This is a genomic window from Curtobacterium sp. APC 4022 (genome assembly GCF_030407555.1).
GTDB lineage: Bacteria > Actinomycetota > Actinomycetes > Actinomycetales > Microbacteriaceae > Curtobacterium.
Map to the genome: position 1 here is coordinate 1 of NZ_JASDDD010000071.1, position 14,594 is coordinate 14,594.

Sequence of the window (14,594 nt, forward strand, 5' to 3'; positions counted from 1 at the left end):
GGGGACAACGGGGGTGGGGACAACCCCACCACGGGTCCGGGAGGCGGCAGGATGGGACCGGGCCCGCTCCTGGGCGAGGCTCGATGCATGACCGACACCGACCGGCTCGACCTGGCTCGCACCGTCCCTCTGGACGACGCCGTGACCTCGCCCGACCATGCCGAGACCGTCCCGCTCGACACCACGACACCGGAAGCGACCATCCCGATGCCCTCCGCCACTGCACCCGGTCCTGGCGGGCCTCCCGGCGGCTGGGACGCGACCCCGCCCGTGACGCCGGCCCCGACGTCGAAGCCGACCGGGTCGACGCCCGGCGGGCGCGGTCCGGACGCCCCGATCCGCTCCGGCAGCGGAGGCAGCGGAGGCAGCGGAGGCAGCGGAGGCACCGGCGGCAGCGGTGGCCGGCTGAGCGCCGGTGCCTTCTACCGGGAAGCCTGGCGTCGGTCGCCGCGGGACTTCGGCTACATGGCCCTCACCGCGGTGCTCCTCTGCACCCTGTACTTCGCGTTCCCCGCGATCCTGGGCATCGGCGGCCTCGGCTCCCGTGACGTGTTCAACCCGTTCACCCTGCTGCTGTTCTTCGTGGCACTGTTCGTCGCCCGGTGGCTCGGCCAGTTCGAGAAGCTCCGGATGAGCTGGGCCGACCCGCGGCCGATCCGCCCGGTGGACTGGACGCCGAAGTGGCAGCAGAACTGGTGGACGCGCACCGGTTCGGCCGTCGCGAACCCGCACTACTGGCTGTACCTGCTGCACGCGGTCGTCGTCTACCCACTCGCCGCCGTCGTGACCGTCGGTGCGGGGCTGCTGCTGGCCGTCGGGTTCCTCTGGCCGGTCGTCGTCGTCCTGGCCTACGTCATCGGCGGTCGCTACCTGCTCGACCCGAACGACATCGGCTCCGGTGCGGGCGTGCTCTTCCTCGCCCTGCTGTCGATGGCGGCGAGCGTCGTCCTCTTCCCGCTCTGGCTGCGCGGCTCGGTGCTCGCGCACTACTGGATCGACCACGGTCTGCTCGGTGGCTTCCGGGCCGAGGTGCTCGAGGAGCGGGTGGCGGGCCTCCAGGCCTCCCGCGCCGGTGCGGTGACCGCCGAGGGGCAGGCGCTCCGGCAGATCGAACGCGACCTGCACGACGGGCCGCAGCAGCGACTGGTCCGCCTGCGGATGGACCTCGCCGCCGCCGAGCGGTCGTTCGAGAAGGACCCGGAGCGGGCCAAGCGACTGATCGGCGAGGCCTCGGGGCACGCGCAGGACGCGCTCGACGAACTCCGGGCGCTGTCCCGCGGGTTCGCGCCGCCGATCCTGCTCGACCGTGGGCTGGTCGCCGCACTCGAGGCGCTGTGCTCCCGCTCGCCGATCCCGGTCGGACTCGACATCCGCCTGCCCGAGGGCCTGGGGCTCGCGACCGAGATCCAGCGGAACGTGTACTTCACGGTGAGCGAGCTGCTGACGAACACCGCGAAGCACGCCGGTGCCTCGGTGGCCGGGGTGTACCTCGGGCTGCTGGTCGACACCGCCGGCACCTGGTTCCTGACGGTCAGCGTCACGGACGACGGCCGCGGCGGGGCGACTGCACGCGAAGGGCACGGCATCGAGGGCTTGATGGGCCGGATGCGGGCCCTGGACGGCGAGCTGACCGTGTCCAGCCCGCTCGGCGGACCGACCGAGGCGACCGCGCGGATCCCGCTCGGCGCCCTGAACGGCGTGCCCGTCCCGCGCACGTGAGCGGACCACGTCGCCGCTAGGCTGACCGCATGACCGACGGCCCGGATGCAGCACGCATCCGGGCCGTCCGCATCCGGGCCGTCGTCGTCGACGATGCCGTCCTGCTGCGCGAAGGCCTGGCCCGCGTGCTCGACGAAGCCGGCATCGACGTCGTCGGCCAGTTCGGCGACCCGGCCTCGTTCCTCGCGGCCCTGCCCACGCTGGCGCCGGACGTCGTCGTGATGGACGTCCGGATGCCGCCGACCTTCACCGACGAGGGCGTCCGCGCCGCCGTCGAGGCCCGGCGGATCGCACCCCGGACCGGCATCCTGCTGCTCTCGCAGTACGTCGAGGCGGCCTACGCCGAGGACGTCCTGGCCGCCGGCAGCGCCGGCATCGGCTACCTGCTCAAGGACCGCGTCACCCGGCTCGACGAGATCGACGACGCGGTCCGCCGGGTCGCCTCGGGAGGCACGGTGCTGGACCCCGAGGTCGTCACCCAGTTGATGAGTCGCCGCCGTGACCCCCTGGCGGCGCTGACACCCCGCGAGCGCGAGGTCCTCGGCCTGATGGCGGAGGGCCGTACCAACGCCGCCATCGCCCGCGCGCTCGTGATCGGCACCGGTGCGGTCGAGAAGCACGTCACGAGCATCTTCGGCAAGCTCGCGCTCGAGGACACCGGCGAGGACCACCGCCGTGTCCTGGCGGTCCTGGCCTACCTCGGATGAACCGGGTCCCGGCACCGCTGCTGGCCCTCACCGCGATGCTGTCCGTGCAGATCGGCGCCGCGGTCGCGAAGACCCGCTTCGACGAGGTCGGCTCGGTCGGGGCCGCCACACTCCGGCTCGTCATCGGTGCGGTCGTCCTGGCGCTCGTCGTCCGCCCGCGCGTCCGACACTGGACGCGTGCCCAGTGGCTCGCTGCGGTCCTGCTCGGTCTCGCCCTCGGTGGCATGAACCTCTTCATCTACGTGGCCTTCGCGACGATCCCGATCGGTGTCGCCGTGACGATCGAGTTCCTCGGCCCGCTGACCCTCTCCCTCGCCCACACCCGGCGCTGGCGTGACGCCGTCTGGGCCGCACTGGCGCTCGCCGGCGTGGTGCTGCTCGGCGTCGGACCGTCCGCGATCGGTGACGTCGGGGGAGTCGTGGCCGCCGTTCTGGCCGCCGGGTGCTGGGCCGCCTACATCGTGATGAACCGCCGGGTCGGCGCGGCGATCCCCGGCATCGACGGGCTGGCGGTGTCGATGCTCGTCGCGATGGTGGTGGCCCTGCCGTTCGGACTGCGGCCAGCCGTCGCCGGGGTCGCCGGTGACCCGACGCTGCTCGTCGTGTTCTCCGTCGTCGGGCTGCTGTCGAGCGTGCTGCCCTACGCACTCGAGATGTCCGCGCTCCGCCGGATGCCGACGCGGGTGTTCGGCGTGCTGCAGAGCCTCGGCCCGGCGATCGCGGCGCTCGCCGGCCTGGTGGTCCTGCGGGAGGCCCTGTCGGTGCTCGAGGTCGTCGCCCTGGTCTGTGTCACCGCGGCGAGCGCCGGGGTCACGCTCACGTCGCGGCGGGGCGTCGCGGCGGCCTGACCGGTCGTCGCGGCGGTCTGACGGGGCATCGCGTCGACCTGACCGGGCGTCGCGGTGCCGGTGACTCGGCGCCTACTCGGCGCGGAGGAAGTCCGCGTACGTGGGCTCCGCCTGCACGCCGGACAGCAGCGACGGGTCGTTGACCCGGCGGTCGACGTAGGCGGCGATGACCTCGGGCGGGGTGAGCACGTGGGCGACCCAGGAGGGCACGTCGGTCTTCTTCACGGTGCCTCCTCCCTGCGGTGCGGCCGGATGTCTCGATGATCGAGTAGTTCCACGAACCGGCGTGTCACGAACGATCCTCGTCGGCGGTCGGGAAGTCAACGCAGTGCGTCATGCGGACTCCGGAGAACGCGATCGCACCGGCCGTGGGTCGGACCGGCTGCCGTTCGTCGGCGCGTGCCCGGTCCGGGGATCGACCGGGCGCAGGGTGCGGTGCTTGACGGCCGAGCGCCAGATCCACGCGTCTGCCTGCTGCCCGAACTGCGCCCACTCGACCAGGACGGCGTCGCGGGTCCAGCTGCGGGCGAAGGCCTTCACGCGGACGTGGAAGGTCGGGAACTGCACCCACGCCCAGACCGGGATCGGGGTGACCGCGTGGCAGACGTCGCCACCCCGGGCCTCCTCCGACAGGGTGAAGGCGCTCGGGCGTTCCACCTCCGGGTGTTCCGGGGGCTGCCACCGGTTCTCGCGACGCCGTCCCACCGTCGTATTCGAACATGTGTTCGAGCGCGGCATCAAGTCCCGCCTGCGCTCCGGCGTGTCCGGGACGACCCGGCGACCAGATCAGGGGGTGATGCGGGCGGTGGACTCGCGGACGCTCAGGGTCAGTTCGGGGCCCGGGCGTGACGGCAGGGGAGCGTCGGACTCGATCTGCTCTCGGAGCAGGACGGCGGCCCGCTGTCCGAGCTCGACGGTGTCACGCGTCAGCGAGGTGATCGCGGGCCGGACGAGCCGGATCATCGCCGAGTCGTCGAACGACACGATCGAGACGTCCTGCGGCACCCGCACGCCCATCTCGCTGGCGACGCCGAGCCCGGCGACGGCGAGGACGTCGTTGTCGAAGACGATCGCGGTCGGTCGGGTCGCTGCCGAGAGCAGACGGCGGGTGGCTGCGGCGCCGGCTTCGGCGGAGTAGTCGGTCGGCACGGACTCGGTCCGGTCGTCGGGGTCGTCGCCCGCGCCGGCGAACGCCCGCACCCGGTCGATCCGCAGAGCGGTGTGTTCGAACTCGGGCGGCCCGGAGACGTGCGCGATCCGCCGGTGTCCGAGGGCACGCAGGTAGCGCAGGACCGTGTCGGTGGCGTCGGAGTCGTCGATCCAGACGCTCGGGGCCGCGCCGGCGGGCGAGGGGTGGGAGCCGACGACGACCGACGGCATGCCAAGTTCGGCGAGCAGGCGCAGCCGGTCGTCGTCCCGTCGTGGGTCGATCACGATCACGCCGTCGACACGATGTCCGCGCCACCAGTCGCGGTAGGTCTCGAGCTCTTCCTCGGCATCACGGGCGACGAGCAGCGTCATGCCGATGTGGGTGCCGGTCAGGCCGAGCTGGATGCCGGAGATCAGGTCGCCGAAGAACGACTCGGTGCCCAGGGTGCGGGCCGGCCGGTTGAGGACGAAGCCGATCGACCCGGCCTTCGCGCCGCCCAGGGCCCGCGCGGCGGTGTGCGGCTGCCAGTCGAGGTCCCGGGCCACCTGGCGCACCCGTTCCCGTGTCGACTCGGAGACGCCCGGGCGCCCGTTCAGTGCGAACGACACGGCGCTGATGGACACGCCAGCCCGGGCTGCGATGTCCGCGATCGTCGTTCGACGTCCTGTGGCCACGGGGTTGACTATAGCGCTTTAGTCAGGCATCGTCGCCGTCACGCAGGGGTTCGGCGCACATCGCTGAACCGGTTCAGCAGCTCGACGAAGGAGTCAGCAACGATGAGAAGCACCCACCGCACCACGTCGGGCCGAGTGGCCGCGATCCTGGCAGGCGCCGCAGCGACCGCCCTCGTCCTCACCGGCTGCTCGAGTGGCGGCACCGCCAGCACCGGCGGCGGTGACGGGAAGGTCAGCGGGTCGATCACCCTGCAGACCTGGGCCCTCACGCCGACCTACACGGACTACCTCAACGGGGTCGTGAAGGCGTTCGAGAAGAAGTACCCGGACGCGCAGGTCAAGCTCGTCGACCAGCCCGGCGACGGGTACGCCGACAAGGTGCTCAGCCAGGCGTCGAGCAACTCGCTGCCCGACGTCATCAACCTGCCGCCGGACATCGCCCTGCCCCTCGCCAAGCGCGGGTTCCTGCAGGACGTCGCGAAGGACGACAGCACGCTCTCGAGCACCTACGTCAAGGGCTCGCTCACCGCCTACGACTACAAGGGCGTCGACGGCACCTTCGGCTACCCCTGGTACCTCAACACCGACATCGACTACTGGAACAAGACGATGTTCACGAAGTGCGGTCTCGATCCGGCCAGCCCGCCGAAGACCACCGACGAGCTGTTCTCGCAGGCCGAGACCATGCACCAGAAGTGCCCGGACGACTACCTGATGAGCCGCAAGCCCGGCCTGAGCGACTTCTCGCTCGCCGGCGTCAAGATCCTCAACGCCGACGGCACGAAGTTCACGTTCGCGAACTCGTCGAAGGCGGCCGACCTCATCACGAAGTACGCGAAGGCCTACAAGGAGGGCCTGATGCCGTCGTCGGTCCTCAACACCGACTACCTCGGCAACTCCACCCTCTTCACGCAGGGCAAGGTCGCCTGGACCACCGGTGGCGCGACCGCGATCAGCGACTTCGAGAAGAACAACCCGTCGCTCAAGGGCAACATCATCGTCTCGCCGGCACTGGACAACCCGCCGCTGTACGTGCAGGGCCTCAGCGTCTCGGCGAAGAGCAAGCACATCGCCACCGCCGAAGCGCTCGCCGCGTTCATGACGAACGCGGAGAACCAGGAGGCGTTCGCACACCTGGTGAACATCTTCCCCTCGACGAAGTCGTCGCAGTCCGACCCGTTCTTCTCGAAGGACGACGGCACCGTGCAGGCCAAGGCCCGCGTCCTCGCCAACGAGGCGCTGAAGACCGCGAAGAACCTCAACCCGGTCGAGGCCAACTCGGCCATGACGGACTTCCTCGACCAGCAGATCGCGCTGGCGATGAAGGGCGGCGTGAGCCCCGAGAAGGCGCTGCAGACCGCCCAGGACAAGATGAACACCCTGCTCGCCAACGGCTGATCCAGCCCCGTCACGTCAAGGAAGAGGGAGGATCGTCATGCGTGCGAACCGCTGGTTCACGCCCTGGCTGCTGGTGCTGCCCGCACTGGTCTGGCTGCTCGCGTTCAGTCTCTGGCCGTCGATCAACACCGTGCGGCTGTCGTTCACGAACGCCAGCCCGCTCGGCGGGGTCAGCGCCTGGGTCGGGACGGCGAACTTCCGGACCCTGCTCGCGGACCCGCAGGTGTGGGAGGCGCTGCTCAACAGCGTCATCTACATGGCGGTGTGCCTGCCGCTGCTGACGGTCCTCCCGCTCCTGATGGCGGTGCTCGTCCAGCACAAGATGCCCGGCATCGCGTTCTTCCGCACCGCGTACTACACGCCGGTGATCGCGAGCGCGGTCGTCGTCGGGCTGATCTGGAACTGGATCCTCGACGACCGTGGCGTCGTCAACGAGATGGCCCAGTCGCTCGGCATCGTGCAGGGGGCGATCCCGTTCCTCACCGACCGGTGGCTCCTGCTGTTCAGCGCCATCAGCCTGACCGTGTGGAAGGGCCTCGGCTACTACATGATCATCTTCCTGGCGGCCCTCGGGAACGTCGGCAAGGACCTGCACGAGGCCGCCGCCCTCGACGGCGCCGGTTCCGTCCGACGCTTCTGGTCGGTCACCATGCCCGGTGTCCGCGGCACGATGACACTCGTCGGCATCCTGGTCTGCGTCTCCGCGCTCCGGGTGTTCAGCGAGCTCTACATCCTGACGAACGGGACGGGTGGCCCCGGCGGCCAGGACAACTCCCTCGTCATGCTCATCCAGCAGTACGCCCGCGGCTTCACCGGCAACCTCGGCTACGCGTCCGCCCTGAGCCTCCTGCTCTTCGCCGTGACGCTCATCCCGATGCTCGCCCTCGCCCGGATGAACAGCAAGGCGGACAAGTGACGAACACGACCGACACCAGCGAACCCGTCATCGGCGGCAACGCCGGCCTGGCCGCACCGACGCCCGACGTGGCCGGCGCGACGGGCGGGAGGGGAGCCTCCAGGCCGCCCGGCAAGCGGCGCCGACGCGCCGTGTGGGGCGTGATGTCCACCCGCGAGAAGGTGGTCCGCTACGTCCTGCTCGTCGTCGTGCTGTTCATCACGATCGGCCCGTTCGTCTGGCAGCTCTCGACGTCGCTGAAGGGCACCGGCGAGGACATCTACACCGCGAACCCGTCGTTCATCCCCTCGCAGCCGACGATCGGCAACTACCTGCGGGTGGCCGACGCGATCCCGGTCTTCGGGTACATCGGCAACTCGCTCATCGTCGCCGCGATCGACGTGCTCGGGAACATCGTCTTCGCGACCCTCGCCGGCTTCGCCCTGGCACGGCTGCAGTGGCGGTTCCGCAAGCTCGTCCTGGGTCTGTTCCTCGCCACCCTGGTGCTGCCCGGCGAGGCGACGATCATCTCCCAGTTCGTCACCGTCAAGGACCTCGGCCTCGCCGACTCCCTGGTCGGGGTCGCCCTGCCTGGCATGATCGCGGCGCTCAACGTGCTGCTCATGTTCAACGCGTTCCGGCAGGTGCCCGAGGAGATCGACCAGGCCGCCGTGATGGACGGCGCGAACGCCCTGCAGCGGCTCCGGTACATCTCGTTCCCGGCCGTGCAGGGGACCATCGCCGTCATCGCGATCTTCTCGTTCATCGGCGCCTGGGACGACTTCCTCTGGCCGCTCATCGTCCTGCAGTCGCCGGACAAGCTCACCCTGACCGTCGGCCTGCAGTACCTGCAGGGCACGTTCGCCACCGACCAGCGGATGATCGCCGCCGGCACGATGATCGCCTTCATCCCGATCGCGGTGATCTTCGCGCTCCTGCAGCGCTTCTTCTTCAAGGGCGTGGAAGAGGGCGGGGTGAAGGGCTGATGCGCTTCGGCGTCAACCACACCCCGTCGAACGGGTGGTTCCACTCGTGGCTGGACTTCTCACCCTCGGACACCGCGCGGGACCTCGAGGCCATCGCCGGCCTCGGCGCCGACCACGTGCGGATCTTCCCGCTCTGGCCGGTCGTGCAGCCGAACCGGACGCTGATCCGGCCCGCGGCGCTGCAGGACGTCGCCACCGTCGTCGACATCGCCGGCTCGTTCGGGCTCGACGTCAACGTCGACGCGCTGCAGGGGCACCTGTCGAGCTTCGACTTCGTGCCGTCGTGGCTGGACAGCTGGCACCGCCGGAACATGTTCACCGACCCGGAGGTCGTCGCGTCGACCGCCGACTACGTCCGGGCGCTCGCCGACGCGGTGGCCGACCGGCCGAACCTGCTCGGGATCACCATCGGCAACGAGGTGAACCAGTTCGCGCACGCCCCGCACCCGGCGCCGTTCCCGACGACGCCGGCCCAGGGGCACGCGTGGGCGGCGGCGATGGTCGACGCGGCCCGCGCGGGGCTCGGCACCGGCACCGGCATCGGCATCGGCCGGGAGGCCCGTGGCACGTCCGCCCCGCCGCCCCGGCGACCGCTGGTCACCCTGGCCCAGTACGACGCCGCCTGGTACGACGACGCCCAGCCGTTCGGCCCCGAGCACGCCGCCGAGCACGGCGACGCCACCGTCACGCACTCGTGGGTGTTCAACGGCGCCGCCCGCCTGCACGGAGCCATGGGCGCCGGATCCGTCCGACACGGCGAGTACCTGCTCCAGCTCGCCGCCGCGTGGAACGAGCGCGCTGACCGGCCGAACTGGTTGCAGGAGGTCGGCGCACCGACCAACGTGGTGGACGTGGCCGACGCCCCGGACTTCACCGAGCAGACGATCCGGCACGCCCTCGACGTGCAGCACCTCGCCGGCATCACGTGGTGGTGCTCGCACGACGTGTCCCGGTCGCTCGCGGACTTCCCGGAGCTCGAGTACGACCTCGGTCTCCTGACGAACGACGGCCGGGTGAAGCCGACGGGGGAGCGGTTCCGCGAGATGGCGCTGGCGTTCGGCGACGGTCGCTCCGAGGCACCCACCCCGCCGTCGACCGCACTCGTGCTCGACGACGTCACACCCGACGGAGTGCCCCGTTCCGGCACCCGCGCCGACTCGGCCCCCGGCGGCCGGTTCGCCGCCGCCTGGCTCAGCATCGCCGAGCAGGACGGACGCGGCCCGCAGGTGGTCCTGCGCTCCCGCCTCGGCGACACCGCGCTGCTGGCTGCGCGCGGCATCCGCACCTGCGTCGACGTCCCAGCCGAGACCACGACGACCACGCTGTCGGTCGCGCACCCCGCGACCATGCCCTGACCGAACCGCACGACCACCGCCGTCCCCGGAAGGACCCATGCACGACGACATCCTGCTCACCATCGGCCGCGCACGCCGTGTGCTCGACGAGCGCATCCTGCCCGAGGTGCACGCCACCGCCGTCCCGCTCGACACCGCCTGGCACGAGCTGCCCGGCGAGCCGATCGCCCCCGCCGAGGGGCTCGCGCTCACCTTCGAGCCGTACGAGGTGGGCACCCCCTGGGGCGCCGCGTGGGGCACCACCTGGTTCCGGCTGAGCGGCACGGTCCCCATCGAGTGGGCCGGGCAGCGCGTCGAGGCGATCGTCGACCTCGGGTTCGACAAGAACATGCCGGGCTTCCAGTGCGAAGGACTCGTGTACCTGTCCGACGGCACCCCGGTGAAGTCGATCAACCCCCGCAACCAGTGGGTGCTCCTCGCCGAAGAGGCCGTCGGTGGCGAGACCGTCGAGTTCTTCGTCGAGGCAGCGTCCAACCCGGTCTTGCTCGACTACCACCCCTTCCTCGTGACGCAGGAGGGCGACATCCGGACCTCGTCGTCGAAGCGGCTCTACACGTCGCGTCGGATGGACCTGGCCGTCTTCGCGTCCGAGGTGCACGAACTCGCGCTCGACATCGACGTCCTGCTCGAACTGCAGGAGGAACTGCCGCAGGGCCCGCGCCGGATGCGGATCCTGCAGGCGCTCGACGACGCCCTGGACGCCCTCGACCTGCAGCACATCCCGGAGACGGCGTCCGATGCCCGCGCCGCGCTCGCCGAGGTGCTCGCCGCCCCCGCCGAGGCCTCCGCGCACCGGATCTCCGCCGTCGGCCACGCGCACATCGACTCCGCCTGGCTCTGGCCGGTGCGCGAGACGATCCGCAAGGTCGCCCGCACCACGTCGAGCATGACGGAGCTGATCGGGCAGACCGACGACTTCCTCTACGGCATGTCCAGTGCGCAGCAGTACGCGTGGATCAAGGAGCACCGCCCCGAGGTCTACGCGAAGGTGAAGGACGCCGTCGCCGCCGGCCGGTTCCTGCCGCTCGGCGGGATGTGGGTCGAGTCCGACACGGTGATGCCGACCGGTGAGAGCATCGTCCGGCAGTTCTCGCAGGGCCAGCGGTTCTTCGAGCGCGAGTTCGGCATCCGACCGAAGGGTGTCTGGCTGCCCGACAGCTTCGGGTACTCGCCGGCGTTGCCGCAGCTGATGCGCCGCGCGGGCTTCGAGTGGTTCTTCACGCAGAAGATCTCGTGGAACCAGGTCAACAAGTTCCCGCACCACACGTTCCTCTGGGAAGGCATCGACGGATCGCGGGTGTTCTCGCACTTCCCGTCGATGGACACGTACAACTCGCGCCTGTCCGGGTCCGAGGTGGCGAAGGCCTCGCGCCAGTTCCGTGAGAACCGCCTGGCCTCCGGCTCGATCGCCCCCGTCGGCTGGGGCGACGGCGGCGGTGGCACCACGCGCGAGATGACCGGCACCGCCGCACGGCTCGCCGACCTGGAGGGCAGCGCCCGCGTCACGTGGGAGCACCCCGATGCGTTCTTCGACCGTGCGAAGTCCGAGCTCGAGAACCCGCCGGTGTGGGTCGGCGAGCTCTACCTCGAGCTGCACCGCGCGACCCTGACCAGCCAGCACCAGACCAAGCAGGGCAACCGTCGCAGCGAGCACCTGCTCGTCGAGGCGGAGCTGTGGTGCGCGACGGCCGCCGCCCGCACCGACTTCGCGTACCCGTACGACGAACTCGACGCGCTGTGGCAGCAGGTCCTGCTCCAGCAGTTCCACGACATCCTGCCGGGCACCTCGATCGCGTGGGTGCACCGCGAGGCCATCGAGCGGTACGCCGAGATCGCGGACCGCCTGGAGGCCCTCATCGCCGCCGCTCTGTCGGCCCTCGCCGGGAACGGGGACCGGACGGTCGTCGCCAACCCGGCCCCGGTCCTCCAGGCCGGTACCGGAGCGCTCAGCGCGGTCGTCGCGACCGACGTCCCGGCGACGACCGCGGTGTCGCTCACCGAGGCCGACGGTGGGTTCGTGCTCACCAACGAGCTGGTCCGCGTCGTCGTCGACGGCCGTGGACTCGTCACGAGTGCCGTCGACCTGACGACCGGACGCGACGCGATCGCCCCCGGCCAGGTGGCGAACCTGCTGCAGCTGCACCAGGACTTCCCGAACATGTGGGACGCGTGGGACGTCGACCGGTACTACCGGAACCGGGTCGACGACCTGGTCGACGTCACCGCCCTGCGCGGCTCGGTCGACGCGGACGGCACCGCCCGCGTCACCGTCTCGCGAGCGTTCAGCGAGTCGACCGTGACGCAGGAGATCACCCTCGCACCGGAGGCCCGCACCCTGGAGTTCGCGCAGGTCACGGACTGGCACGAGACCGAGAAGTTCCTCAAGGTGGCGTTCCCGCTCGACGTCCGCGCCGAGCACACCATCGCGGAGACCCAGTTCGGCGCGCAGAAGCGGGTGACGCACACGAACACCTCGTGGGAGGCGGCGAAGTTCGAGACGTCGATGCACCGCTTCGTGCTCGCCGAGGAGCCCGGGTTCGGCGTCGCGCTGGTGAACGACTCGATCCACGGGTTCGACGTCACCCGCGACTCGGTCGACGGGCACGTCACGACCACCCTTCGGCTCTCGTTGTTGCGGGCGCCGCGGTTCCCGGACCCGGAGACCGACCAGGGCGTCCAGACCCACCGGTACGGCCTGGTCATCGGCACCGACGTGATCGGGGCGACCGCGGCCGGCACGGCGATGAACAGCGCCGCCCGGACCGTCACCGGCGACCACGGCTTCGGGCCGCTCGTCCAGGCCTCCGGCGACGTGGTGGTGTCGGCCGTGAAGCTCGCCGACGACCGCTCCGGCGACCTGGTCGTCCGCGTGTACGAGCCGGCGGGACGACGGGGTATCGGCGGACTGGGCGTCGACGGGCCCTTCGGGGAGCCGGTCGAGGTCACGCTGCTCGAGGAGGCCGACCCGGCACTGCCCGGCGTCGCGGCGGTCACCGACGGTGTGGCGGCCTTCGCGGTCGACGCCTTCGAGGTCCGCACCTTCCGCTTCCCGCGGAGCGGCCGCTGACCGGCGCCCGCTGAGACCCCCGCCGTCGGGACTTCGGGTGTCCCGGCGGCGGGTCCACGGCCGGTCGGTCGTGGACCCGCGGCGGCACCTCGTCGCCGCGGACACCACTCGAAGAGGAGTGACATGCAGAAGTCCATGAAGATCGGGATCGTGGCGGCGCTGGTCGCCATGGTGGCGGCGCCGATGGTGCCCGCCGCCGCATCGGCAGCACCGGGCGGGCCGGCAGCGGCATCGCACGGGCACGGCCAGGGCCACGGGGGCCAGGGGCAGGGGCACGGGCACGGGCGGCCGGGCCACGGCGCCCCGACGAAGACCGGGCCGACGAGCATCGCGTACGTCGAGGTGAACAACGACGAACTGCGGAACGTCGGCCGGTACACGCTCGCGAACGGCGCGAACGCGTTCGACGTGGCGATCATCTTCGCCGCGAACATCAACCGCGACGCCGACGGCGACGCGGTCCTGTACGCCAACGAGAACGTGCAGCGCACCCTCGACCAGGCGGCGACGCAGATCCGTCCGCTGCAGGCCAAGGGCATCAAGGTGACGCTCTCGGTGCTCGGGAACCACCAGGGCACCGGGCTGGCGAACTTCACCTCGAAGGCCGAGGCGCGGGAGTTCGCCGCGCAGGTCGCCGCCACCGTGAAGCAGTACGGGCTGGACGGCGTCGACCTGGACGACGAGTACTCGGACTACGGCGTGGACGGCACCCCGCAGCCGAACGAGCAGTCGATCGGGTGGCTCATCTCGGCGCTCCGAGCGGACATGCCGGGCAAGATCATCTCGTTCTACGACATCGGCCCGTCGTCCGACGCCCTGAAGACCGCGAACCCGTCCATCGGCAAGAAGCTCGACTACGCCTGGAACCCCTACTACGGCACCTACACGGCGCCGACGATCCCGGGGGTCGGGAAGTCGAAGCTGTCCGCCGCCGCGATCGACATCCAGAACACCCCGGCAGCGACCGCGGTGAGCCTGGCGCAGCGCAGCAAGGCCGACGGGTACGGCGTCTTCATGACGTACAACCTGCCGGACGGCGACGTCAGCCCGTACGTGTCCGGGTTCACGAAGGTGCTCTACGGCCAGTCGGCCGTCTACAAGTAGGAGACGACGGATCCATGAGTGACGAACGCCGTGGCGGCCAGACGACTGCCAGTCCGACGACTGCTGGCCCGACGACCGCCGTCGCGGCCCGGAACGGGGTCGGGTTCGTCTCGCACGAGGCGTCCCCGGTCGAACGGACCGGCCCGGGGACGACCGTCGTGGTCGTCCCCGGGCTCGACGGACACGAGGTCGGGCCCACCGACGTCCTGACCTGGGTCTGGTTCCCGGAACGGTCCCTGCCCGCGGGGCAGACCGAACCGGCCGAACGGGACCTGGACGGGTTCTGGGCCGCCACGGCGTTCGCACTCGACATCGTCTTCACCGACGGCACCCGGCTGAGCGACGGAGCGTCGGGCGCGCACCGCGTCGACCCGGCTCGCGCCGTCGACCAGGCTCGCCCCGTCGACCAGGCTCGCCTTGTCGACCAGTACGGCGACGCGGTCACCCCCGAGGCGCAGGACGACGCCCGCAAGCAGTGGGTCGACCAGTGGAACCGGCGGACCGTCGACCTGTCGGCGTACGTCGGCCGGGTGGTGGACCGCCTGGAGGCCCGCCTCGGCCGAGCAGACCAGCCCACCCCCGCCACCGGCGCGGACGACACCGCTGCTGCGCACCGCCCGGTCCGCGGCTGGCTCGACGACGTCCGCATCGAGCCCGCGGGCCGGGCGGTGCGCAGCAGCGGTGTCGTCCG

General features: G+C 71.1%; 12 protein-coding genes and 1 pseudogene. 10 read left to right on the plus strand and 3 right to left on the minus strand.

The genetic code is table 11. The features are described 5' to 3' along the window. Nucleotides 1-87: 87 nt before the first annotated feature. Genes QL987_RS15665 through QL987_RS15675 form a run of 3 tightly spaced genes read left to right on the plus strand, consistent with a single transcriptional unit; the run spans nt 88 to nt 3,274 of the window. Nucleotides 88-1,719, plus strand: a complete 1,632-nt coding sequence (locus tag QL987_RS15665; RefSeq protein ID WP_290158545.1) for a sensor histidine kinase — start codon at nt 88-90, stop codon at nt 1,717-1,719. Between the two features lie 29 nt (nt 1,720-1,748). Continuing rightward, nucleotides 1,749-2,426 (plus strand): response regulator transcription factor, encoded by a 678-nt coding sequence (locus QL987_RS15670; RefSeq protein WP_290158547.1) that lies wholly within the window; start codon nt 1,749-1,751, stop codon nt 2,424-2,426. Continuing rightward, nucleotides 2,423-3,274, plus strand: coding sequence for an EamA family transporter (locus tag QL987_RS15675; protein ID WP_290158548.1), 852 nt, complete (start codon nt 2,423-2,425; stop codon nt 3,272-3,274). The genes QL987_RS15670 and QL987_RS15675 overlap by 4 nt, the downstream gene beginning before the upstream one ends. Nucleotides 3,275-3,346: 72 nt before the next feature. Here QL987_RS15675 and QL987_RS15680 read toward each other — a convergent pair whose 3' ends face one another. The 3 genes from QL987_RS15680 to QL987_RS15690 form a co-directional block, all read right to left on the minus strand. Beyond that, on the minus strand, nt 3,347-3,499 hold the full coding sequence (locus tag QL987_RS15680) for a hypothetical protein (protein WP_181439339.1): 153 nt from the start codon (nt 3,497-3,499) through the stop codon (nt 3,347-3,349). 108 nt (nt 3,500-3,607) lie between these two features. After that, a complete protein-coding gene (locus QL987_RS15685; protein WP_111075963.1) occupies nt 3,608-3,931 on the minus strand; it encodes a hypothetical protein in 324 nt (107 codons plus the stop codon). Between the two features lie 129 nt (nt 3,932-4,060). Next, on the minus strand, nt 4,061-5,098 hold the full coding sequence (locus tag QL987_RS15690; protein ID WP_290158550.1) for a LacI family DNA-binding transcriptional regulator: 1,038 nt from the start codon (nt 5,096-5,098) through the stop codon (nt 4,061-4,063). Between the two features lie 102 nt (nt 5,099-5,200). Here QL987_RS15690 and QL987_RS15695 point away from each other — a divergent pair, with 102 nt between their 5' ends. From QL987_RS15695 to QL987_RS15725, 7 genes and pseudogenes are all read left to right on the plus strand, one after another. After that, complete coding sequence (locus QL987_RS15695; protein WP_290158551.1) at nt 5,201-6,496, plus strand: sugar ABC transporter substrate-binding protein; 1,296 nt, start codon at nt 5,201-5,203, stop codon at nt 6,494-6,496. Nucleotides 6,497-6,533: 37 nt separating this feature from the next. Then, nucleotides 6,534-7,412: a sugar ABC transporter permease gene (locus QL987_RS15700; protein WP_110904020.1), complete on the plus strand. Its 879-nt coding sequence runs from the start codon at nt 6,534-6,536 to the stop codon at nt 7,410-7,412. Then, nucleotides 7,409-8,377: a carbohydrate ABC transporter permease gene (locus QL987_RS15705; protein ID WP_220039238.1), complete on the plus strand. Its 969-nt coding sequence runs from the start codon at nt 7,409-7,411 to the stop codon at nt 8,375-8,377. Before QL987_RS15700 ends, QL987_RS15705 begins: the two co-directional genes overlap by 4 nt. After that, on the plus strand, nt 8,377-9,732 hold the full coding sequence (locus tag QL987_RS15710; RefSeq protein ID WP_290158553.1) for a cellulase family glycosylhydrolase: 1,356 nt from the start codon (nt 8,377-8,379) through the stop codon (nt 9,730-9,732). Before QL987_RS15705 ends, QL987_RS15710 begins: the two co-directional genes overlap by 1 nt. Before the next feature lie 37 nt (nt 9,733-9,769). Then, nucleotides 9,770-12,799, plus strand: coding sequence for a glycoside hydrolase family 38 C-terminal domain-containing protein (locus tag QL987_RS15715; protein WP_290158555.1), 3,030 nt, complete (start codon nt 9,770-9,772; stop codon nt 12,797-12,799). Nucleotides 12,800-12,922: 123 nt separating this feature from the next. Beyond that, nucleotides 12,923-13,903, plus strand: a complete 981-nt coding sequence (locus QL987_RS15720) for an endo-beta-N-acetylglucosaminidase H (RefSeq protein WP_290158557.1) — start codon at nt 12,923-12,925, stop codon at nt 13,901-13,903. A 14-nt stretch (nt 13,904-13,917) separates the two neighbouring features. Continuing rightward, nucleotides 13,918-14,594 (plus strand): annotated as a pseudogene (locus QL987_RS15725) (hypothetical protein); the annotation flags it as partial.

What these genes read in the sequence shown, in the direction of transcription:
- QL987_RS15665 (WP_290158545.1), top strand. Translation starts at nt 88, where the DNA reads ATGACCGACACCGACCGGCTCGACCTGGCTCGCACCGTCCCTCTGGAC.
- QL987_RS15670 (WP_290158547.1), top strand. Translation starts at nt 1,749, where the DNA reads ATGACCGACGGCCCGGATGCAGCACGCATCCGGGCCGTCCGCATCCGG.
- QL987_RS15675 (WP_290158548.1), top strand. Translation starts at nt 2,423, where the DNA reads ATGAACCGGGTCCCGGCACCGCTGCTGGCCCTCACCGCGATGCTGTCC.
- QL987_RS15695 (WP_290158551.1), top strand. Translation starts at nt 5,201, where the DNA reads ATGAGAAGCACCCACCGCACCACGTCGGGCCGAGTGGCCGCGATCCTG.
- QL987_RS15700 (WP_110904020.1), top strand. Translation starts at nt 6,534, where the DNA reads ATGCGTGCGAACCGCTGGTTCACGCCCTGGCTGCTGGTGCTGCCCGCA.
- QL987_RS15710 (WP_290158553.1), top strand. Translation starts at nt 8,377, where the DNA reads ATGCGCTTCGGCGTCAACCACACCCCGTCGAACGGGTGGTTCCACTCG.
- QL987_RS15715 (WP_290158555.1), top strand. Translation starts at nt 9,770, where the DNA reads ATGCACGACGACATCCTGCTCACCATCGGCCGCGCACGCCGTGTGCTC.
- QL987_RS15720 (WP_290158557.1), top strand. Translation starts at nt 12,923, where the DNA reads ATGCAGAAGTCCATGAAGATCGGGATCGTGGCGGCGCTGGTCGCCATG.